The sequence below is a fragment of the Ktedonobacter racemifer DSM 44963 genome (genome assembly GCF_000178855.1).
Classification (GTDB): domain Bacteria; phylum Chloroflexota; class Ktedonobacteria; order Ktedonobacterales; family Ktedonobacteraceae; genus Ktedonobacter; species Ktedonobacter racemifer.
Genome location: NZ_ADVG01000002.1, coordinates 2613547 through 2632519, shown reverse-complemented (window position 1 = coordinate 2632519; position 18973 = coordinate 2613547). Strand labels below are relative to the sequence as shown.

The window sequence follows — 18973 nt, the reverse complement described above, 5'->3', positions numbered from 1 at the left end:
TAAGGTTTCTCTCGGATTTCAGAAAAGAGAGCGAAGGGTGCATAGGACTTTTTGGCCTAATGTATGCTACAATAACCCCATGTTAAGAACACTCACCGCCACACGCTATGTGACACCCTTACGCGAGGGTGGCTCACTGCCCGCGATTGTAGAGGCCGATGATGATGGTCTGTATGTGCTGAAATTTCGCGGTGCCGGCCAGGGACCAAAGGCCTTGATTGCCGAACTGGTTGCTGGCGAGATTGGTCGTGCGCTTGATCTCCCCGTGCCTGAAATTGTTTTTGTGGAGCTGGACCCTGTGCTGGGTCGCTCAGAGCCAGATTTTGAGATCCAGGCCCTGATCAAGCAGAGCGCGGGCCTGAACCTGGCGCTAGATTATCTGCCGGGCTCATTGGCCTTTGATCCACGCGATGCGCGTGAGCTAGATCCATTCCTGGCCGCCTCCATTGTCTGGTTCGACGCCTATGTCTCCAACGTGGATCGCACGCCACGCAATACGAATATGCTGCTCTGGCATCGCCGCCTGATCCTGATTGATCATGGCTCCTCGCTCTATTTTCACCATATGCCAATCGACTACATGGAGCGCAGTCGTACGCCATTTGTGGCTATCAAAGACCATGTCCTCCTGCCTTTTGCCAATGGCTTGCAAGAGGTGGACGCGCGCATGAAGTCGTTATTACCTGTTACGCGCCTGGCCGATATTGTCGCCGCCATTCCTACATCCTGGCTGGAGAATGACGCACGTTATACCGATCCCGATGCGCATCGAGCCGCATACCTGGCCTATTTACAGGATCGTTTGTCGGCTTCACATGTTTTTGTAGAGGAGGCGTTGCATGCCCGCGAACAGCTCGTATGATTACGCCCTTGTGCGTGTAGTGCCAAGCGTGGAGCGTGGTGAGTGCCTCAATGTGGGTGTGATCCTCTTCTGTCGCACGCGCCAGTTCCTCTGCGCGCGCATCGAGCTTGATGAGCAGCGTCTGCTCGCGCTCGACCCAGATATCGATGTGGCGGTGGTACGCGAGCACCTGGAGACCATCGCCTTGATTTGTGAGGGGAAGGCAGAAGGGGGGCCAATCGCGCACCTCTCACTCTCCGAGCGTTTCCACTGGCTGGTTGCGCCGCGTAGCGCCATCATCCAGACCTCGGCGGTCCACTCAGGCCTCTGTAACGATCCTGCCGCAGTGCTCCAGCACCTCCTCGATACCATGGTCCGCCTACGCAAGCAGAAAATAGCACACGCCTGATATATAGTAAATAGTAGTAGAGAGAATGTGGAGTGGAGATGCCCGCGGGCATCTCCACTCCACATTCTCTCTACTACTATTATCTCTTTGGATGACTATACACCTGTGAATTTTGGCGAGTAGGTGACTTCCACCCGCTCCTCAATGTGTTCTTCGGTCGTCTTTGGCCGGATACGAGAATCTTCTAAGAACTGTACGAGATCGTCACGGTGGATAAGCCAAGTACGGGTCTGCGGGTTCTTGCGTCCCGGCAGTTGACCATATTGGAGACGTTGACACAATGTCCGCTTAGCTAGTTCCGTCAGCTCCGCTGCTCCGGCAACGGATAACCATTCCGGCCCGCTCTCAATAGCCACTTTATCTGGCGCGGTAGTTGGGTCAGGATGGATGTAGACTTTGGCCCCTAAGACATCGAGCGCGTTTCTCTTCTCTTGGAACGTCGCCTCATGGTAGCGGCCCTGCATCGTGTTTAAGAAATCTAAGAACCCCATGATGCTCTGCTGGTAGACATCGGCCAGCTTCCGCACGTCGTGAGAGTTGGCGTACTCTTCCTCACAACGGCGTAAACGGTCTTGTTTGCCGCGGATGTTGGTCGATAAGCGTGTAGTAGTAACTGCCTTCGGGATGCTTATCGCGTTCAGCAATAGCGTAGGCGATGTCGTTCTGAAGCTGCGTCATAAGCTGCTTGCCCTGTACGTCTTCCAGCATGGTATGCAGCGACTCTTGGATATTGCGCTCAATGGTACCTCGAATGAGGTCTAGTCCTTCAAAGACGTGGCAGCAATCTTCCCACACCAGCCGGTCAATGTGGTGCGTCCGCACCTGCGGCAGTGCCGGACACGCCCCAAGGCTATTCGCATGGTTGACACAGACGTAGTACGGGTAGACGTGTTCTTTCTTGCTGCGGTAGTAGTGGGAGTGCATCTTGTAGCCGCAGGTCTTGCAGTAGATGTGCCCCTTCATCAGAAAGTCCTCGGGGATATGGGGTAAGTGACTTTTCTCGGCGCGGTTGGTTTTCAGCCTAACCTGGGCCCGCTCGAACAGTGACACCGGCACGATAGCAGGCAGGCCACCGGGGATTGTCTTCATGTTTTCGTTGGGCCGCCTGGTTTCAGTGCCTTTGGCTGTCAGCGCCTTCTTACTCTTGCAGATTTGCAACGTCCCGATATTTGCCACGTCCTTGAGCATCATATGAACAGTGGAGGGTAGCCAGACTGTGTTCTTGACGTTGAAGCCACGGGCACGGGCGGGCGGTATAATACCGTCTTCGGTCAACTTATGGGCGATGCCCCGGATGCTCATATCCAGCTCAACAAACATCTGGAAGATCGAGAAGCGAATGGCAGCTTCCTCGTGGTTGACCATGTAAAAGGTCTTGTCTTTATCTCTCCATTCCCAGCCGTAGGGTGCCCGTCCCGTGCCAACGGGTAGGCCCAGCTCTAACCGTGTCTGCCAACGGCGGTTGGCATACTCAACGATCTTTTCACGCTCTGATTCGGCGCTCCATGCCAAGATGGAGCGGATAAGCTTACCAGTGAGAGAGCTGTCTATCTTCTCGGAGACAGAGACGACTTCGCCGCCGTGGCTCTCGATTTCTTCAAAGATCAGGGCTGAGTGGACGAAGTTACGGCTGAAGCGGCGCAAGTCCCAGACGATAATCATATCCGCCTGACAATCGCGGATAAACTGGCGGGCGAGAGTTAGCTTTTCCCGTAAGGAGTAGTGGATAAAGCCGCTCTTGGCTTCAGCCAGCACCGTCACCACGTCAATGTTGTGCAGCTCTGCGTACTGGCGGCACTTGTTTTCCTGGTATTCCAGGCTCTCGCCGTCCTGCTCCTGCTTATCAGTGCTCACCCGACAGTAGATGATCGCCCGGTTCTTGCTTATGATAGTGTCTGCCACCGCTGTATCCTCCTAAAGAAAAGGGACGGTTACGATGAGCCGTCCCTTAAACAACGCGTATCGCCCGTTATTCTTGGGCGTAGAGTCCAAACAGAAAGCCGATGTTGTAAGCCAGGCGGTGTGAACTGTCGCTCATAAAGTCGCGAATAAACGTCACCAGCTCCATGTCCGTCACGGGCCGCGTATCACGATAGACGGCTTGCTTGCCTGCCTGAAAGCCCGCTTGTACGTCGGGGTGTTCAATGTCAAAGGGAAGCTCTAAGATCGTCATTTTGTGCTCTCCGGTGGTTGCTTCGCGAACGAATTATCTTTGGTGCCGTATAAGGTGACACCAATGGGGCTACCCTTGGTGCCCACGGTCACATCGGGGATGCCATCATTGTTTACGTCTCGTGTCTCAAACTGCACCACGGCGTTGTCTGTGGCGGATTGCAGCATAAAGGTTTGGGCCTTTTCCGGGTGGCCTTCGAGAATGTCGTAGACAGTCACAAAGCCTTGGTAGACCTCACCGATAAAGTGATGGCCTGATTGCTCGTAATGGCTGATGTGAGCATCCCCATAGTGCCACTGGGCCTGTAAGCCATTCCAGGCTGGCAGCAGCACGTTGACGGTGAACATGAGGAGCAGCAGACCAATAAACAGGCCGCCACCGATAGACAGTAGCACACTACCCTTCTTCGGCTCGGGTTCGTCGTCGTACCGCTGCAAGTCTTTTTTCTTCATAAACTGGATTTGTCGGGGATCGAAGGGCGGCGCTTCCTCCACCAGCATGTAGCCGTTATGGGCGAACGAGGCGGTAGTGAGCTTGGGCTTTTTCTTGTGCGGCTTATCTGGTGGTGTTGGCATTTCGCGTACAGGTCGGTACGTCACGACTACACCTGCCTTCCCTGAAGGGTGCGGGTGGCTTCCTCGGCGGTAAGCAAGCCATCAAGATACTGCTGGTTTACGGGGTCGATCAGCGCCAGGTTGTCGTGGCAACCGCATGTCGGGTCGCTGCAGAATTGCTGGGCGTCGGTATGGACTGGCTCGTCCAGTACGGGTATTACTTGAATAATGTTATCTGCGTAAGGTTGCATAGGTACACCTCTCTTGACAGAGGGGTATCCATGTGGCATGAATTTACATGAGTACCCCATCATTACCTACCGTTTCGGGGATAATCTCACAATATGGCTCTCCTGTTGGCGCAGGAGAGTCTTTCTTTTGCACCTCGCTATCCGTGCCCGAGAAAAACTGTATCTATCCGAATTTTACCAGGAAAACCCGTTTTTTGCAATAGAAGTTATAACTTTTAAGATATAACACAGAAAGTAGAAAATATACGTTAGAACGTAGGGGATAGGTTCTCAAGAGTAGAAACTACTGGTATGATAGACCTAAAAAACAGGGGTGTTACTTGTGCTTCGTCTAAAAGTGAAAGAAATAGCCACCGAGAAAAAACTATCCATGAATAAGCTGTCCCAGCTATCGCAGGTCAGCTACCACGTCATACAGGATATTTATAAAAATCCCTACCGGGTCGTCACGACCGATACGATTAACCGGATTGCAAAAGCACTGGGAGTGCCTGCCACTGAGCTATTTGAGGATGTTGAGCCAGAGGAACGATAAACATCACTGACAGGCTCTCAATCACTTGTTCAGAAGTATAGAGATTTAAGGAGGAATAGCTAGATGGATGTTACAAGTATTGACCCGCATATGGCACAACAGATAGCCGATCTTGGCGTTAGGCTCGGAGAGACGGCAGTCAGAAATACAGCCACTGCTATAGCTGACAGAATTAAAACAGTAAAAGCCAAACGGGATGATAAAGCGACCATTAACGAACTGCAAGAAATAATATACAGCTTAATAGATGATAAAAAGAGGTGCTTCAAATCGCCCAGGCTTATGAGCAAGAATTTGTTGCTCATAAAATCTCCCAGAAAGATATCGAATATATTACCGACAGCTTTATACCTGTGCTGAAAAAACTGATTGAGCAGACTTCAAATGACGGCAATAGTGCTGAGGCTGCAAATATGGAAAAAGCCCTCGACGCCCTAACGCCGTTACTCTCGGTTGAGATGCTAACCGTCTTACAGCTAGTCGGCTTTAACTTCAAGCAAGCGATAGGTGAACCGCTCACGCTTTTGCTGCAAAAGTTTATTACGTCAAAAGTTCCCCTGGACCCACAGAGTAACCTTGAGCACAGTAAAGTAGTGATGGCCTTCAATATGGAACTTCTGAAAATAGCGCAAGATCAGGACATGTCTGATAGGTGGATGCAACTGAGGGCCAGTTGAGTTTTATAGAGGTACGCGGCAGGCGGCTGCACGCTGGTAAATGTTATAATGAGCTATACCTATAACCGCTCGTGATCGTAAATTACTTTGGGCGCGTGCTGGCGGTTCGTGCACTCTCTGCAAAAGTCATTTAACGGCGGATGCAAAGGATGGCGATAGAGACGTGGTACTGGGAGAAGAAGCTCACATTGTGAGCGAAGAGCCAAACGGACCACGCTTCCGCCCGATGCCTAAAAACGAGGTTGACAGTTATGCCAACCTCCTTCTTGCCTGTCCTGCGGACCATAAGATAATTGATGAGCAAGTCACCTATTTTACAGAGCAACGTCTGCACGCTCTGAAGCGTGAGCACGAACAGTGGGTGAAAGATCGTATCTCAGCAACCCCTCCTGCAATCAAAATCCGTGACCCAGAAGCAGGCAAACTGGTTATGCTCCAGCGTATTGATACTGGCAAGGAATTGATGAGCATTGTGGCGCATACGCTCGCTGCTCACCACGATAACCCTGAGCCTCAGTCAATCGAGGAGGCTGACCTGATTGGCGCTTTCTTTCAAGACACTCTCGACTACATCGACATATGGGATGATATTGAGCCAAGCGGCCGCATACAAGCAGAGTTTGCGATGAGTACAGAACTTACCCGTTTGCGTGAAGCTGGACTACTGGTGTATGCAGGAGTTAAGAAGCACATTATCGAAGGGGGCGTAAAAGCACCTGAACCGTGGCCGGTTGCCTGCATACTTATCTACAGAAAAGACGATGAAGCTATTAAAGCCCAACCAACGGATAAGTAAATCTATAGCCGTATAAGCAACAGGGCTAATACTAAACAGTCCCCCTAGTGGGCGTACTTCGAACTTTTGAGTCTAAAGATCCGTATTTGACAATTCAAGCTCTCGTACACGTATAGATGGCTTTGTACGATTATGCAGATGATTTGCTTAGCATAATGGCTCATGTAAATATAACAAGAAAAGGAGCAAGAGAAATGAGCAAAGTCGTAGCGATCGAGCACGTGACGCTTGATGGAGTAATGCAAGGACCAGCGCGTCCTGACGAGGACCGCCGCGACGGCTTAGAGTATGGTGGCTGGGCCATGGCCGGTAATGATCCCAAGATGCAGGAAGTGATAGGCGCCAGCGTGGGCAGTTCGTGGTCCCTGCTGGTTGGGCGCGTCACCTATGAGGATCTCTATGGCTTCTGGCCTAAGCAGCCCTCTAACCTTATGACAGATATGCTCAACAACGTCGAGAAGTTCGTAGCCTCCACCACCCAGATCGGATTGCCTTGGCAAAACTCCACGTTGCTGTAGGGTGACGCCACCGACACGGTCGCCAAACTCAAGAAGGAGCATGATAAGACTCTGGTAATCTTTGGCAGCGGTATGCTGGTCCAATCGCTGATGAGGCGTAATTTTGTTGACGAGTTTAAACTACAGATTCATCCCCTAGTACTCGGCAAAGGTCGCCGTTTGTTTCCTGATGGCAGTCCACACACGAAACTCAAGTTAGTCGATTCGGTGACCGCAGCTACCGGCGTCATCATTGCGACGTATCGGCCGGCTTCAGAGCGCTGATCACCAGTGAGATCCAGCTCATCATATCATTTTGCTTTTTTGCGAAACGCTTGATATTCCTCGTCCTTTGCTTTTGCATCTTCATCGTCGATAAATCTATCAAGGACCATATAGATAGACGACATTGAAGATCGTTGTTGTTTTGGAAGATCAAAGTTACCAGGCTCTAGAAACATATCAAAGGCATCTTTAATATCAGCTTTGCTCGCAGGCAACATTGAGCTAGGAAATACCATTGTTGGGTATTTAGTTTTTACCTCAGCCATGACCTTTGCTATCACTCCGCCATATTCTTGGACTATTTTTTCCCACGGGATACGCAACGAGGTTACATCCTCTGTTCTTTTTGAGAACCATCAACAAAAAGCTCTTGCCCTTGAAAATTTAATGATATTAAACTAGAATAAAATAGCATTAAATAAAATGCTCATGAACAGAGAACATTTCTTCCAGAAAGGCACGACTATGCCCACACACTACTTGCAAGTGACCGATGGGATCATTGCTTTTGATGATCAGGGCCAGGGTCCTCTCGTCCTCTGTATGCCTGCTGGAGGGGACTTGCGCTCCGAATATCGCTATCTGACTCCTCAACTCGTTGCTGCAGGATACCGTGTCGTGACGATGGATATGCGAGGGCAAGGGGAATCGAGTGTCAACTGGCTCGCGTACACTGACGCGGCGCTCGGTTCGGATATGCTGGCACTTATGAAACATCTGGGCACCCTTCCTGCCTTCCTTATTGGCACATCCAAAGCGACCGGAGCTGCACTTCAGGCATCACTGCAAGAGCCTACTCTCGTACGTGGATTGGTTCTCATCGGGCCTTTTGTCGCAGCCCCACGATCCGCTTTGCTTACCAAGCTGACGGTTTCTCTCCTGTTAGCACCTCTCTGGGGTGTAGCGATGTTTCGCTCGTACTTTCCGAGAATGTACCCCAAAGCCCGCCCCACTGATTTTGAGGAGCACCGCCGCCGCGTGATGGCGATGCTCAAGGAACCTGGCCGCTTGCGAGCCTTACGACAGTTATTCTCCGAGAGCAGTGGGGAGACCTACGCTCGTCATGGAGAGGTCCAGGCTCCAACCCTGATCCTAATGGGGTCGCGTGATCCTGATTTCAAAGCCCCCGAACAGGAAGCTCTCACCCTCGCTGGACGTTTGCCACACGCAACTGTGCAGATCATCGAGGGCGCTGGTCACCATCTTCACGTTGAGGAGCCAGAGGTGGTTGGGCAAAGCATCCTGGCCTTTCTGGAAACATGCCAGCAATCAATAGCCTCGTCTTTGCAGGAGGTGCGATGATGGCAACACGAGCTGGTTTGGATTCCGAGACGATTGTGCAAAAAGCCGCTGAACTTGCGGACAAGGGGGGGCTGGATACCCTCTCCATGGCCACCCTCGCCTCCGAATTGGGAGTCCGTCCTCCGGCGCTCTACCACTACTTTGCGGGACTGGCAGGATTGCGACGCCAGCTTTCCCTTCTGGGATTGCAGGAAGTATCAGTTCGGGTGGGACAGGCAGTTCAGGGGAAGGCTGGCGATGATGCCGTGCTTGCCCTTGCGCACGCCCTGCGGGACTTTGCGAGTGTTCATCCAGGGCTCTATGAAGCTGCCTCGCGCGCACCTGATCTCGAGGACCGCGAGTGGCAGGTGGCTGGACGAGAGGTGGTTGAGACCATGATCCGTGCTCTGGCTGCCTACCGACTCTCAGACGATGCTACTCGGCTTGTAGTGCGCATGCTCCGCAGCATCGTTCATGGATGCGTCTCTCTAGAACGCATTGGGGGATTTGGCCTCCCGAATGTGAACGATGAAACGTTTGGTTGCTTGTTGGGAGCGCTGTTGGACTATCTGGCAGGCCATCTGGCAGGAAAAGGTGCATAAACTAGCTCCCCTGGCCTTTCGCGAGCCGTTCGGGCAAGGAGAAGACATGAGCAGTCTCTGCGATCCATCCGTGAACATCCAGACCTCTTCCTGCTCTGTCCCTTCGACTCCCTCCTGGTTCGGCGAACTCACGTTCCTTGCTCACTCCCTTCGATGCGTCAGCATCTTCTCCGCTATCTCAGAATGCGTGCGTTTTGCCCGTCGTCGCTTCGGGTTGTATGAAGTCATTGATTTTGTAGCTGTGCTGTTAGGCTATGCGGCAAGCTCTGAACGCATCCTCGAAGCATTCTATGAGCATGTGCAGCCTTTTGACGACGCGTTCATGGCACTGTTTGGACGGGAGCGTCTGCCCGCACGCTCGACCCTCTCCAGCTTTCTTGCTGCTCTGGATCAACAGGCGGTTGAGGCATTGCTCATCGTGTTTCTCGAAGACCTGTTCGCTCGACCTCTGGAGAAGGTGGAGAAAACGGGAGGGCTCTGGGATCGGCAGGGAACTCATTGGGTGGTGTTCGATGTCGATGGCACACGTCAAGCTGCCCGCCAACGAGCCTTGCCCTGCACATCTGATCTCCCGCCTGCAAACTGAACTGATGAATATTGACGGCCACCCCGCTGCGGAGGTAGCCGTTAGTCTGTGAAAGGGAGAATGTTTTAATGAGTAGTCTCTTGTAAAACGCGGATTGCTTCGGCAATGTGCTTCTGTGGTGCGAATTGCGACGAAAATATGTGACGTACAATGCCTTCTTTGTCGATCACATAGGTCACGCGTCCTGGCATAAATCCGAGTGTTGTAGCCACCCCATATTTTTTTCTAAGCTCTCCGTTTTTATCGCTCAGTAAAATGAAGGGGAGTTTATATTTGCTTGCGAATTGCTGATGTGATGCTTCCGAATCAGAGCTTACGCCAATCACTTCTGCGCCCGCCTCTTTAAAGACTTCATAACTGTCTCGAAATGAGCAGGCTTCTGCCGTACAGCCTGGGGTGTCATCTTTTGGATAGAAATATAAAACTATGGCCGATTTTCCAACCATGTCGTAAAGATGAAATGATTCACCTGTCTTTTGCGTGGGAAGTGTGAAATCAGGAGCGCGGTCTCCAACCTGAAGTTTACCTTTACCGGATGGAGCCTGCTGGGTATCTGTGTCCATATAGACAACTCCTGGCCGTCTTTGACGGCCTGTACCAATATAGTAGACTGTTCGCACAAAGTGCGTATACCTTGAATTTAGACACACCACACTGAACGCTGTCAATCGTTGCTGACGGGACGAGGGCTGGCACTAACAAGCTGGCGGGAGGAAATGCGATTACAGCATCTCCCCCGCTACGCGGCTATCTAACTATGGCGAAATTATACACATTTACGTGTATCTTCCCAGGCGCAGTTGTGGAAACACCATATGCAAGAGAGAACGTAAACTTCGCAGGTGTCCAATACCTCACCCAGGCTGTACCGCCGAGGCCTGCTCCTTCCGTGATAGCTACGAGGTCTTTCAGGAGGCGGGCGCGGAAGTGATTGGCGTAAGCTCAGATTCGAGCGAGGCCCACGACCGCTTCGCGAAGAAGAACAATCTTCCCTTTATTCTCGTTAGCGACGAGGGCGGTGCGCTGCGTAAGCGCTATGGAGTGCCCTCAACGCTTGGCCTCTTGCCGGGGCGTGTGACCTATATTATTGATAAGCAGGGAGTTGTGCGCCATATCTTCTCGTCGCAGTTCGCGCCACAGAAGCATGTCGATGAGGCTTTAAAGATTTTAAAACAACTATAGAGGATAATGCAGAAGTGGCTCTCGGCGAACGCCGAGAGCCACTTCTGCATTATCCTCTATAGTTGTATATGTTGTTGCTGGTGGGCGTTGAGGAGCTGGGTGAAGTTGTCGGCGACCTGATGCGAGTCGATCACGGTGTTGATGAGGGCGATGGCCTCGCGCAGCTGGGAGTGCAGGCTGTCCTGGGATGGGACGATGCCCTGGTTGGCAACTAGCAGCAGGGCGGCGTTGGCGACGATGAAGTCACGCCTAGGTCCCTGCTCCTCACCAGCGAGAATATGCCATGTATCGCTTTGCGTGGCTGCTAAGTCTACTTCTTCACGAATCTCCTCCAGCCGAGCTCGTTTCAGGCCGAGATCCTCAGGCGAGCATTCCTCAAAGACGATCTCATCGCGTGTAACCTGGATGAGCAGGTTTGTGGGCTGCTGGGGATCGGAGAGGCTGGAGGCATTGGAGAGCTCATCAATGCCATCGTAGCAATGGACGATGATGCCCTCGCTCTCCAGGTGGAGATAGAGTGAGAGCACATAGGGGAGCATTGCCAGGCTACAGATGCCTGTAGAGTGATGGGTGGGGCGCAGGACCTGGGCGTTAGGAGAAACAATTTTAAAGATATCAAGCGTAAGCGGGGTGGTTCGTAGTGTTTCCTGCCAGTTGGGGTCGCCCACGTCACAGTGCTGAGTTAACTGATTCATGGCTTCGTGCCAGAGTGCCTCGCGCGCTTGTTTGAGCGCCTGGGAGTAGGGGAAATTTAAGGCTGAGAGTGGGATAAAGGTAAAGCCATAGCTATCAAGCTCTTGATTGAGTGTAGGAATAGATAAGTGCGAGTGTCGATAGCCAAAGGTCTCCATCGCCTGGGCACTCCCATGATAGGAAGTAACGTTGGTGGTGCCGGTCTTACAAATTGTTACCAGGGGAGCGGCAACAATCGCGGCGGCTGTGCTAGCGTGAATTGTTTTGCAGAAGTCGCCGCCGCTACCGAAGACGTGGTCGTGTGTGTGCAGAAGTGACAGGTCCTGCTGCTTGCTCTGTAGAAAGTGTTCAACGCGTGTGCGCAGGTGATCGGCCAGAAAGTTGACCTGGTTGCGCCCGATATGCCCATTGCCCGGCGCGAGGAGCCGCAAGATTTCTAGCAGTTCCTGTGGGCCCTGTTCGGGATCGCTACAGGCGTCAAAATAGCGTGTCAGCGTCGCGTTATCGGGCGGATCGAGCTGTCGCTCGTGTGCCAGAAAATTGGCGAAGGTCTTGCGCAAAGACCCGAGCTGGCAGAGTATAGCCTCCTCATGTTCTGCATCTTCAAGAGAAGTAAAGAGGCGATGAAGGTCGTCTTTCTGAAGACGGACCTGCAATCTATGCGCATTAGATGGCAATTGAATACTACTTCCCATATGTTGTTGCCTTACTTTGATACTAGATAAAAATTATGAAATGCCAGAGAAAATTCTAGTTTTGTTATTGTGCTGAGAAAACCAGTGAGCTGTGACCTTCTCGGTGTGCAGGCTTCTTTATATCCAGTATAAAGTAAGGCATAACTATCATCCTGTCAACAGGTAGACGAAAAGTCATTCAGCAGGATTTTCCAGCTTGTGCTGAAGGGCCAGGCGTAGATGCTGCATCGCTTTATTTTTGCGCGCGACCGAGAGCGAGGCGCGCAGGCGCTGTGTCTCAACGGGATGCTCCGGCCATTGGATGCCGTCCAGATCGATATTGTGTTTATGGCAAACGGCACGCAACTGTTGCGGATCATCGAAGCGCTCTTTGATTGAGCTGAGCATGGCATAACGCTGTGTTTGTGGTAGCTGCACTATGGCGTTAATGGCTAGCTCCAGCCAGTGAGTGGCGTCTTCATTATGTTCCACCACTTCAGCGGGATCGAGGTCCTGGTTGCTCGTATGCAAGGTCTGAGAGATGTTGCCCTGGAAGAGTTCGCCATCATCGTCAAGGGTAAGCTGACTGCATGGTTTATATTGGCGAGCGAGCGAGACTGTTTCATTGAAGGCCGCCCGGCTGATGTAGGCCCTGGGGTTTTCGATGGTGTGCTGGCGTAGCACGAGCCAGCAATGCAGGCGCAGGCTCTGCTTCACATCATCCACGTCCAGATCATATGTCTCGGCGCGAGCCATACTATTCTTCCGGCTAAAGCGGCGCTGTGCCTGAAGACTGATGTAGCTGTCGTACTGGTCAAAAAAGCAGTCTATCTCTTGCCCAGCAGGATATAGGGGAGGTTCTGTGTCTACTGGCACCGCCATGGTCGCTTGCATGATCGAGTCTCCTTATATGGCTTACTGCTGTGGTGTCCATCCATAGGTGTTACTTTACTACGTGGGTTTCTTCCCTACAGTAAAATTGTTTTTGTTTTCAAAGGAGAACAGTTCAAATTGTTTCTTTGTTTCATTGTGGCTTACAAAACAATAATAACATAGAAAACTATAAGAGGGCAATACATTACAGAGCAATTTTTGTTGACAAAACTATTTTGTTCCCGCCCTTTTTGCGTTATACTGTGAAAGAGGAGGAAAACGCGATGGGTCGAAAAGAAAAGCATATTGAACTTGAGAATGGAGAGGCAACCTCGGTAGGGGCCAGGATGCGCCTGGCACGCCAGGAGAAGGGCATTCGCCTCTCTGATATGGCGCGTCAGATCGGCTATACCAAAAGCCGACTCTCCGCAGTTGAAAATGGGTATGGTCGCCCTTCGCAAGAACTACTCCTGGCATATGAACAGGCGTTAGCACTTGCGAGAGGAACGCTCCTGGAGCAGATCAGCAAACCTGTGATAGTGGTCCAGCCTGTCACGGCTGGCATTGGCAGTAGTGTGCTGCATCCAGATATGGAGATGCAAAGGCATGGAACTGAATCTGGTGAAGAGGAACCGGAGGCGCCCGATCATAAGCGGGGCGCGCATCTAGCTGTAAGCGAGCAGGCCACGGTACTAGAAGCCGCGCGCGCGCAGGAGCAGACCAGTGAGGCGCCCCGTATCACAAACTTCTATGGGCGTAACCAGGAGCTGGCGACCCTGGAACAGTGGGTAGCCCAGGATCACTGTCGTATCGCGGCTGTCCTGGGCATTGGTGGAGTTGGCAAGACAACGCTAACCTCTATGCTTAAGGAACGCCTGAGGGAGACCTTTGATTTTGTTTATTGGCGGACACTCCAAAATGCACTCCCCCTGGAAGAATTTCTCGTAGACTGTATTCGCTTCCTCTCTGGCCTGGAACAGGTAGAGCTGCCAGAAGACGTTGGCGAGCTGATCAAACAGCTTGGTTCATATTTACGCGCCCATCGCTGTCTCTTGATCCTGGATAATGTGGAGACCATTCTGGCGAGCGGCCAGAGCGTAGGAAGCTATCGCCCTGGCTACGAGGGATATGGCGAATTCATTGAGTATGTCAGCAATAGCGAGCACTTGAGTAGCCTGGTGCTGACGAGTCGTGAGCTGCCCCAGGAAGTAGAGTTCTGGAATCATCCCCGGCGGCAGGTACTCCACCTATCCGGCTTTGGCCTGGATGAGGGGCGTATGATCCTCCAGGAACGCGAGCTACTCGGCAGCGACGAGGATTTCTCCCGGTTGATTCATAGCTATGCTGGTAACCCTCTGGCGCTCAAGCTGGTCGCCGCGCCCATCCGCGAGGTCTTTGGTGGAGATATCTCTGAGTTTCTCGCCGAACGTGGTATGGTGATTGGCGATGTCTATGATCTCATTGATAAGCAGTTTCATCGCCTCTCAGACGAAGAGCGCGAGATGATTTACTGGCTGGCGCTGGCCTGCGAGCCGGTCTCTTTGAACGACCTTGCTAAAGAAATCGTGCGTCCCGTTCCACGACGCATGCTTCTTACCGCCCTTGATTCCCTGCGGCGACGCTCTATGATTGAGAATAGCAGTGGCGCGCACTTCGGCCTCCAGCCTGTCATCATGGAGTATGTGACAGATGCCCTGGTGAGCAGTTTCTGTCAAGAGATTGAGCAAGATAAATACGCGCTCCTCACCAGCCACGCCCTGGTGCGGGCCGAGGCTAAGGACCATATTCGCAACAACCAGGTGCGTCTCTTTCTTGAGCCAATTGCGCTCCAACTCCTCACGCGCCTGGGAATGATGGAGTGTGGCGCGCGGCTGAAGACGATGCTACACAACCTTCAGCTACAGCGCCCACAAACGCCCGAATATGCGGCGGGGAATATTCTCAACTTGCTGGTGCAGCTTAAGATTGACCTGCGTGGCTACGACTTCTCTAACCTGGTGGTCTGGAATGCCTACCTGCAAGATGTCTCGCTCCCCGAGGTTAACTTCGCTAATGCCCAGTTGGAGCGCTGCGTCTTTAGCGATACCTTTGGTAGTATCCTCTCAGTTGCTATCAGCAACGATGGGGAGCGCCTGGCGGCGGGAACTGCTAACGGCGATGTGAGGTTGTGGAACGCGCATACGGGCGCGCCACAGGGCATCTGCCAGGGGCATACCGACTGGGTGCGCGCCGTCGATATTCGCTATGATGGAAAACGTGTCATTAGCGGCAGCGACGATCAAATTATCCGCCTCTGGAATACCAGGACCACGCAATGCTTGAAGACGCTCGTTGGCCATACCAACCGCATTCGCTCAATTGCCTTCGCGCCCGCGGGCGACCGGGCGATCAGCGGTAGTGATGATATGACCTTGATGCTCTGGGATCTGGAGAAAGGCGAGTGTCTGCGCATCTTTCGCGGGCATGAGAGCCGCATCTGGTCTGTGGCCTATAGCCCGGATGGAGCGTATGTTGCCAGTGGGAGCAGTGATTTTTCCGTGCGTGTCTGGAATGTGGAGAATGGTGCGTGTGTGCGCGTGCTCAATGGACATAGCGGGCGCGTGCACTCTGTGACCTTCAGCCCCGATGGGCGTTACCTGGCGAGCGGTAGTGAGGACCAGGTGATATGCCTGTGGGACCTACAAACTGGTGAGTGTCTACGAAAGCTCCAGGGCCATACCGGGCGCATCTGGCCTGTACGTTTTAGCTACGATAGTAAGCAGCTTGCCAGCGGCAGCGAGGATCGCTCTATCCGTATCTGGGATGTTGCCAGTGGAGAATGTCTCTCCACGCTCCGGGGGCACCATAACCGTGTCTGGGCGCTGGCATATAGCTTTGATAACCGCATCATCGTCAGTGGCAGTGATGACCAGACCATTCGCATGTGGAACTGTGAGGACGGCCAGTGCTTTAAAACGCTTCAGGGTCATAGTAGCCGTGTACGCTCCGTGCGCTTTAGCCCGGATGGCACGCGCCTCTTAAGTGGTAGTGATGATCGCGCCGTGCGCCTCTGGGATGTGGCAAGTGGCCAGAGCATCAAGACCCTGCAAGGCCATAGCACCTGGATCTATGCCGTGGCCTACAGTCCCCACGGCAATATTGTCGCCAGTGGCAGTGATGACCAGACCATTCGCCTCTGGGATGTGAATACTGGCTATTGTCTGCGTACCCTGGGCGGGCACGAGAACTGGGTGCGCGCCGTTGATTTCAGCCCCGACGGTACGCAGCTAGTGAGTGGCAGCGATGACCAGACTGTGCGCCTCTGGCAGGTCAACACTGGCCTCTGCATACGCATCTTACAGCATCGGCAGAGCCGCCTGTGGTCGGTCGCCTTCAGCCCGGACGGCCATACGATTGCCAGTGGGGGTGAGGATAACGTCGTGCGCCTCTGGCACAAGGAGACGGGTGAATGCCTGCGAGAACTGCATGGGCACGAGCGGCGTGTGCGCTCCGTCACCTTTAGCCCGGATGGCCTGGTGCTGGCAAGCTGTAGCGATGATAGTACAATCCGGATCTGGGAACTGGCGACCGGCAAATGTGTACGCATCTTTAAGGGCCATATCAACTGGATCTGGTCGGTCGCCTTCAGCCCTGATGGGAGCTGCCTGACCAGCGGTGGGGATGACAATAGCGTCAGATTGTGGGACGTCGCAAGCGGGCGCCTACTCTGGACGGGAAGTGAGCATAACAAGCGCATCTATGCCGTGGCCTTTCACCCTCAGGGGCATATGGTTGCCAGCGGGAGCTATGATGGCACCATTCGCCTCTGGGACGTGCAGAACGGCGAGTGCGTCAAAACGCTCCGCCGGGAGCGCCCATACGAGCGCATGAATATTCGCGGTGTGACTGGCATCTCATCCGCCCAGCGCGCCATGCTCCGCGCCCTTGGAGCCGTGGAAGAGTAATAACAACATTTGGGATAGGTGGTATGGTGCGCCCTGGCAACCGAAGGCTGCCAGGGCGCACCATACCACCTATCCCAAATGTTATCTATACCCGCCTCAGGAGAACATAGAAAAGTAGTTGGCCCATATGGCAATGTGCTAGTATATAGCAGGGAAGAATATATTTGGAGAAGAATATCCATCATGACAAAACCACAAATTGCCCCCTATGGTGCCTGGGCATCTCCCATCACGACCGATATGATTGTTGCTAAAGCGGTCAGGCGAGGACAGGTACAGATTCAGGGCCAGGATACCTACTGGCTGGAAGTGCGCCCCGAAGAAGGTGGGCGTGGTGTAATCGTGCGCCAGGGAGCCGATGGTGTGACGCAGGATATCACACCAGCCCCGTTTAACGCCCGCACGCGGGTCCACGAATATGGCGGCGGCGATTATATAGTTCACGAAAATACAGTGTATTTCGCGAATTTTAGCGACCAGCGCCTCTATCGCCAGCCTCTGGGTGGAGAGCCAGAGCCGCTAACCGAACCCGGCAATAAGCGCTATGCCGACCTGATTATCGATGGGCAGCGGCAGCGCCTACTCTGTGTCTGTGAGGACCATACCAATACACAGCGCGAGGCCGTCAATACTCTGGTGAGCATCGCCCTGGACGGAAGTGGATCGGTTCATACGCTGGTCGCAGGCAATGATTTCTACTCCACACCACGCCTGAGTCCCGATAAGACACGCCTCTGCTGGCTGACCTGGAATCACCCCAACATGCCCTGGGATGGCACCGAACTCTGGGTTGGTGAACTGGATGCTAACGGCTTTGTGAGCTATGCCCAATATGTCGCTGGGGGAGCGAGCGAGTCGATTTTTCAACCTGCCTGGTCGCCTGATGGCACACTCTACTTCGTCTCTGATCGCAGCGGTTGGTGGAACCTCTACCGCCTGAAGGGCGAATCCATCGAGGCCATTTGCCCAATGGAGGCCGAGTTTGGGCGCCCGCAATGGACCTTTAGTACAAGCACCTACGACTTTGCCTCGGCTGAGCGCCTGGTATGCATCTATGGCCAGAACGGCGACCACCTGGGAATCATCGACCTGAAGACCGGTGCATTAACGGAGATAGAGACGCTCTATACCTCGCTGGGGGCGCCCGCCATCTCTTCTGAGCGCGTCGTCTTCATCGCTGGCTCGCCGACGCAGCGCCCGGCGATTGTGCAGTATGATCTCGCCAACAAGAAACTTGAGGTCCTACGTGCCGCTGAAGCTGTTGAGCTCGACGAGCGCTACTTCGCCTTACCCCAGCCAATCGAGTTTCCCACTACCAACGGCCAGACAGCGTATGCCTACTACTACCCGCCAACTAACCCCGAGTTTCAAGCGCCAGAGGGCGAGCTTCCCCCGTTGATTGTAGAGATCCATGGTGGCCCGACTAGTTCGACATCGAGTGTCCTGGGTCTGGGGCGCCTCTTCTGGACCAGCCGAGGCTTCGCGCTCCTGGATGTCAATTATGGTGGCAGTACTGGCTATGGTCGGGCCTATCGTGAGCGCCTGAAGGGCCAGTGGGGCGTTGTAGATGTTGATGACTGCGTCAATGGCGCGCGCTACCTGGTTGAGCGCTCGCTGGCCGATGGCAAGCGCCTGCTCATTCATGGTGGGAGCGCGGGCGGGTATACAACCCTGTGTGCCCTCTCGTTCCGCGACACTTTTGCCGCCGGAGCCAGTCACTTTGGCGTCAGCGATCTTACGACCTTTGTGCATGACACACACAAGTTTGAGTCGCGCTACCTCTTTGGCCTGGTTGGTCCCTATCCCGAGGCGAAGCAACTCTATGTCGAGCGCTCGCCCATGACCTACATAGATCGGCTTGCTCGTCCGATTATCTTCTTCCAGGGTCTTGAAGATAAGATCGTACCTCCCAGTCAGGCCGAGGTCATGGTTGAAGCCCTGCGCGCCAAGGAAATTCCCGTGGCCTATCTTCCCTTTGAGGGAGAGCAGCATGGCTTCCGCATGGCGGAGAACATCAAACGTTCCCTGGAGGCCGAACTATACTTTTACGCCCGTATCTTTGGCTTCTCCCTTGCAGACGAGGTTGAGCCAGTCGAGATAGAGAATTTGTAGAAGAGAGG

At 53.3% G+C, this 18973-nt stretch carries 21 protein-coding genes and 1 pseudogene; 13 read left to right on the top strand and 9 right to left on the bottom strand.

Features of this window, described 5'->3' with window-relative positions; genetic code table 11:
- Positions 1-79: 79 nt before the first annotated feature.
- Both KRAC_RS27710 and KRAC_RS27705 read left to right on the top strand, forming a co-directional pair.
- Positions 80-862 carry a HipA family kinase gene (locus KRAC_RS27710; RefSeq protein WP_007912983.1) on the top strand — a complete coding sequence of 261 codons (783 nt, stop codon included), beginning with the start codon at positions 80-82 and terminating at the stop codon, positions 860-862.
- On the top strand, positions 840-1250 hold the full coding sequence (locus KRAC_RS27705) for a DUF3037 domain-containing protein (protein ID WP_007912982.1): 411 nt from the start codon (positions 840-842) through the stop codon (positions 1248-1250). The genes KRAC_RS27710 and KRAC_RS27705 overlap by 23 nt, the downstream gene beginning before the upstream one ends.
- A 95-nt stretch (positions 1251-1345) precedes the next feature.
- Here the strand turns inward: KRAC_RS27705 and KRAC_RS27700 are convergent, their stop codons facing one another.
- The 5 genes from KRAC_RS27700 to KRAC_RS27680 all read right to left on the bottom strand — a co-directional run bounded on the left by KRAC_RS27700 (position 1346) and on the right by KRAC_RS27680 (position 4228).
- Complete coding sequence (locus KRAC_RS27700) at positions 1346-1741, bottom strand: MerR family transcriptional regulator (RefSeq protein WP_007912981.1); 396 nt, start codon at positions 1739-1741, stop codon at positions 1346-1348.
- 61 nt (positions 1742-1802) lie between these two features.
- Positions 1803-3152 (bottom strand): recombinase family protein, encoded by a 1350-nt coding sequence (locus KRAC_RS27695; RefSeq protein WP_007912980.1) that lies wholly within the window; start codon positions 3150-3152, stop codon positions 1803-1805.
- Positions 3153-3219: 67 nt separating this feature from the next.
- Complete coding sequence (locus KRAC_RS27690) at positions 3220-3423, bottom strand: hypothetical protein (protein WP_007912979.1); 204 nt, start codon at positions 3421-3423, stop codon at positions 3220-3222.
- Positions 3420-4022 carry a hypothetical protein gene (locus tag KRAC_RS27685; protein ID WP_157507123.1) on the bottom strand — a complete coding sequence of 201 codons (603 nt, stop codon included), beginning with the start codon at positions 4020-4022 and terminating at the stop codon, positions 3420-3422. The genes KRAC_RS27690 and KRAC_RS27685 overlap by 4 nt, the downstream gene beginning before the upstream one ends.
- A 2-nt stretch (positions 4023-4024) precedes the next feature.
- A complete protein-coding gene (locus KRAC_RS27680) occupies positions 4025-4228 on the bottom strand; it encodes a hypothetical protein (protein ID WP_007912977.1) in 204 nt (67 codons plus the stop codon).
- Positions 4229-4541: 313 nt separating this feature from the next.
- On the opposite strand from KRAC_RS27680, the gene KRAC_RS27675 reads away from it, so the two are divergent.
- The 5 genes and pseudogenes from KRAC_RS27675 to KRAC_RS79725 form a co-directional block, all read left to right on the top strand.
- A complete protein-coding gene (locus tag KRAC_RS27675; protein ID WP_040444231.1) occupies positions 4542-4763 on the top strand; it encodes a helix-turn-helix domain-containing protein in 222 nt (73 codons plus the stop codon).
- Positions 4764-5023: 260 nt separating this feature from the next.
- Positions 5024-5440, top strand: a complete 417-nt coding sequence (locus KRAC_RS27665) for a hypothetical protein (protein WP_157507120.1) — start codon at positions 5024-5026, stop codon at positions 5438-5440.
- 190 nt (positions 5441-5630) lie between these two features.
- The gene (locus KRAC_RS62630) at positions 5631-6236 is read left to right on the top strand and encodes a hypothetical protein (RefSeq protein WP_157507118.1); all 606 of its coding nucleotides are present in this window, start codon (positions 5631-5633) and stop codon (positions 6234-6236) included.
- A gap of 194 nt (positions 6237-6430) precedes the next feature.
- Complete coding sequence (locus KRAC_RS74685) at positions 6431-6754, top strand: dihydrofolate reductase family protein (RefSeq protein ID WP_211221327.1); 324 nt, start codon at positions 6431-6433, stop codon at positions 6752-6754.
- Positions 6755-6772: 18 nt separating this feature from the next.
- Positions 6773-7018 (top strand): annotated as a pseudogene (locus tag KRAC_RS79725) (dihydrofolate reductase family protein); the annotation flags it as partial.
- A gap of 26 nt (positions 7019-7044) precedes the next feature.
- Here the strand turns inward: KRAC_RS79725 and KRAC_RS27650 are convergent.
- Positions 7045-7341 (bottom strand): hypothetical protein, encoded by a 297-nt coding sequence (locus tag KRAC_RS27650; RefSeq protein WP_007912966.1) that lies wholly within the window; start codon positions 7339-7341, stop codon positions 7045-7047.
- A gap of 142 nt (positions 7342-7483) precedes the next feature.
- Here KRAC_RS27650 and KRAC_RS27645 point away from each other — a divergent pair, with 142 nt between their 5' ends.
- The 3 genes from KRAC_RS27645 to KRAC_RS27635 are packed head-to-tail and all read left to right on the top strand — an operon-like array spanning position 7484 to position 9487.
- A complete protein-coding gene (locus tag KRAC_RS27645) occupies positions 7484-8320 on the top strand; it encodes an alpha/beta fold hydrolase (RefSeq protein ID WP_007912964.1) in 837 nt (278 codons plus the stop codon).
- Positions 8317-8901 carry a TetR/AcrR family transcriptional regulator gene (locus tag KRAC_RS27640; protein WP_244422254.1) on the top strand — a complete coding sequence of 195 codons (585 nt, stop codon included), beginning with the start codon at positions 8317-8319 and terminating at the stop codon, positions 8899-8901. Before KRAC_RS27645 ends, KRAC_RS27640 begins: the two co-directional genes overlap by 4 nt.
- Entirely contained in the window at positions 8894-9487 is a 594-nt protein-coding gene (locus KRAC_RS27635; RefSeq protein ID WP_169460949.1) for a hypothetical protein, read from the top strand. Before KRAC_RS27640 ends, KRAC_RS27635 begins: the two co-directional genes overlap by 8 nt.
- A gap of 65 nt (positions 9488-9552) precedes the next feature.
- Here the strand turns inward: KRAC_RS27635 and KRAC_RS27630 are convergent, their stop codons facing one another.
- Positions 9553-10050, bottom strand: coding sequence for a peroxiredoxin (locus KRAC_RS27630; RefSeq protein ID WP_007912960.1), 498 nt, complete (start codon positions 10048-10050; stop codon positions 9553-9555).
- A 166-nt stretch (positions 10051-10216) separates the two neighbouring features.
- Here KRAC_RS27630 and KRAC_RS27625 point away from each other — a divergent pair, with 166 nt between their 5' ends.
- Positions 10217-10669: a peroxiredoxin gene (locus KRAC_RS27625; RefSeq protein WP_075164358.1), complete on the top strand. Its 453-nt coding sequence runs from the start codon at positions 10217-10219 to the stop codon at positions 10667-10669.
- Between the two features lie 56 nt (positions 10670-10725).
- Here KRAC_RS27625 and KRAC_RS27620 read toward each other — a convergent pair whose 3' ends face one another.
- Positions 10726-12057 (bottom strand): glycosyl transferase family 3, encoded by a 1332-nt coding sequence (locus KRAC_RS27620; RefSeq protein WP_007912957.1) that lies wholly within the window; start codon positions 12055-12057, stop codon positions 10726-10728.
- Positions 12058-12231: 174 nt separating this feature from the next.
- Positions 12232-12930 carry a hypothetical protein gene (locus KRAC_RS27615; RefSeq protein WP_007912956.1) on the bottom strand — a complete coding sequence of 233 codons (699 nt, stop codon included), beginning with the start codon at positions 12928-12930 and terminating at the stop codon, positions 12232-12234.
- Between the two features lie 263 nt (positions 12931-13193).
- Here KRAC_RS27615 and KRAC_RS27610 point away from each other — a divergent pair, with 263 nt between their 5' ends.
- Both KRAC_RS27610 and KRAC_RS27605 read left to right on the top strand, forming a co-directional pair.
- Positions 13194-16853, top strand: coding sequence for a WD40 domain-containing protein (locus tag KRAC_RS27610; RefSeq protein ID WP_007912955.1), 3660 nt, complete (start codon positions 13194-13196; stop codon positions 16851-16853).
- Between the two features lie 183 nt (positions 16854-17036).
- Positions 17037-18965: a S9 family peptidase gene (locus tag KRAC_RS27605; protein WP_007912953.1), complete on the top strand. Its 1929-nt coding sequence runs from the start codon at positions 17037-17039 to the stop codon at positions 18963-18965.
- The last annotated feature ends 8 nt before the right edge of the window (positions 18966-18973 follow it).

Excerpts from the sequence above, each read along its gene's own strand:
- KRAC_RS27710 (WP_007912983.1), top strand. The coding sequence starts at position 80 with ATGTTAAGAACACTCACCGCCACACGCTATGTGACACCCTTACGCGAG.
- KRAC_RS27705 (WP_007912982.1), top strand. The coding sequence starts at position 840 with ATGCCCGCGAACAGCTCGTATGATTACGCCCTTGTGCGTGTAGTGCCA.
- KRAC_RS27700 (WP_007912981.1), bottom strand. The coding sequence starts at position 1,741 with ATGGGGTTCTTAGATTTCTTAAACACGATGCAGGGCCGCTACCATGAG.
- KRAC_RS27690 (WP_007912979.1), bottom strand. The coding sequence starts at position 3,423 with ATGACGATCTTAGAGCTTCCCTTTGACATTGAACACCCCGACGTACAA.
- KRAC_RS27680 (WP_007912977.1), bottom strand. The coding sequence starts at position 4,228 with ATGCAACCTTACGCAGATAACATTATTCAAGTAATACCCGTACTGGAC.
- KRAC_RS74685 (WP_211221327.1), top strand. The coding sequence starts at position 6,431 with ATGAGCAAAGTCGTAGCGATCGAGCACGTGACGCTTGATGGAGTAATG.
- KRAC_RS27645 (WP_007912964.1), top strand. The coding sequence starts at position 7,484 with ATGCCCACACACTACTTGCAAGTGACCGATGGGATCATTGCTTTTGAT.
- KRAC_RS27640 (WP_244422254.1), top strand. The coding sequence starts at position 8,317 with ATGATGGCAACACGAGCTGGTTTGGATTCCGAGACGATTGTGCAAAAA.
- KRAC_RS27630 (WP_007912960.1), bottom strand. The coding sequence starts at position 10,050 with ATGGACACAGATACCCAGCAGGCTCCATCCGGTAAAGGTAAACTTCAG.
- KRAC_RS27620 (WP_007912957.1), bottom strand. The coding sequence starts at position 12,057 with ATGGGAAGTAGTATTCAATTGCCATCTAATGCGCATAGATTGCAGGTC.
- KRAC_RS27615 (WP_007912956.1), bottom strand. The coding sequence starts at position 12,930 with ATGCAAGCGACCATGGCGGTGCCAGTAGACACAGAACCTCCCCTATAT.
- KRAC_RS27610 (WP_007912955.1), top strand. The coding sequence starts at position 13,194 with ATGGGTCGAAAAGAAAAGCATATTGAACTTGAGAATGGAGAGGCAACC.
- KRAC_RS27605 (WP_007912953.1), top strand. The coding sequence starts at position 17,037 with ATGACAAAACCACAAATTGCCCCCTATGGTGCCTGGGCATCTCCCATC.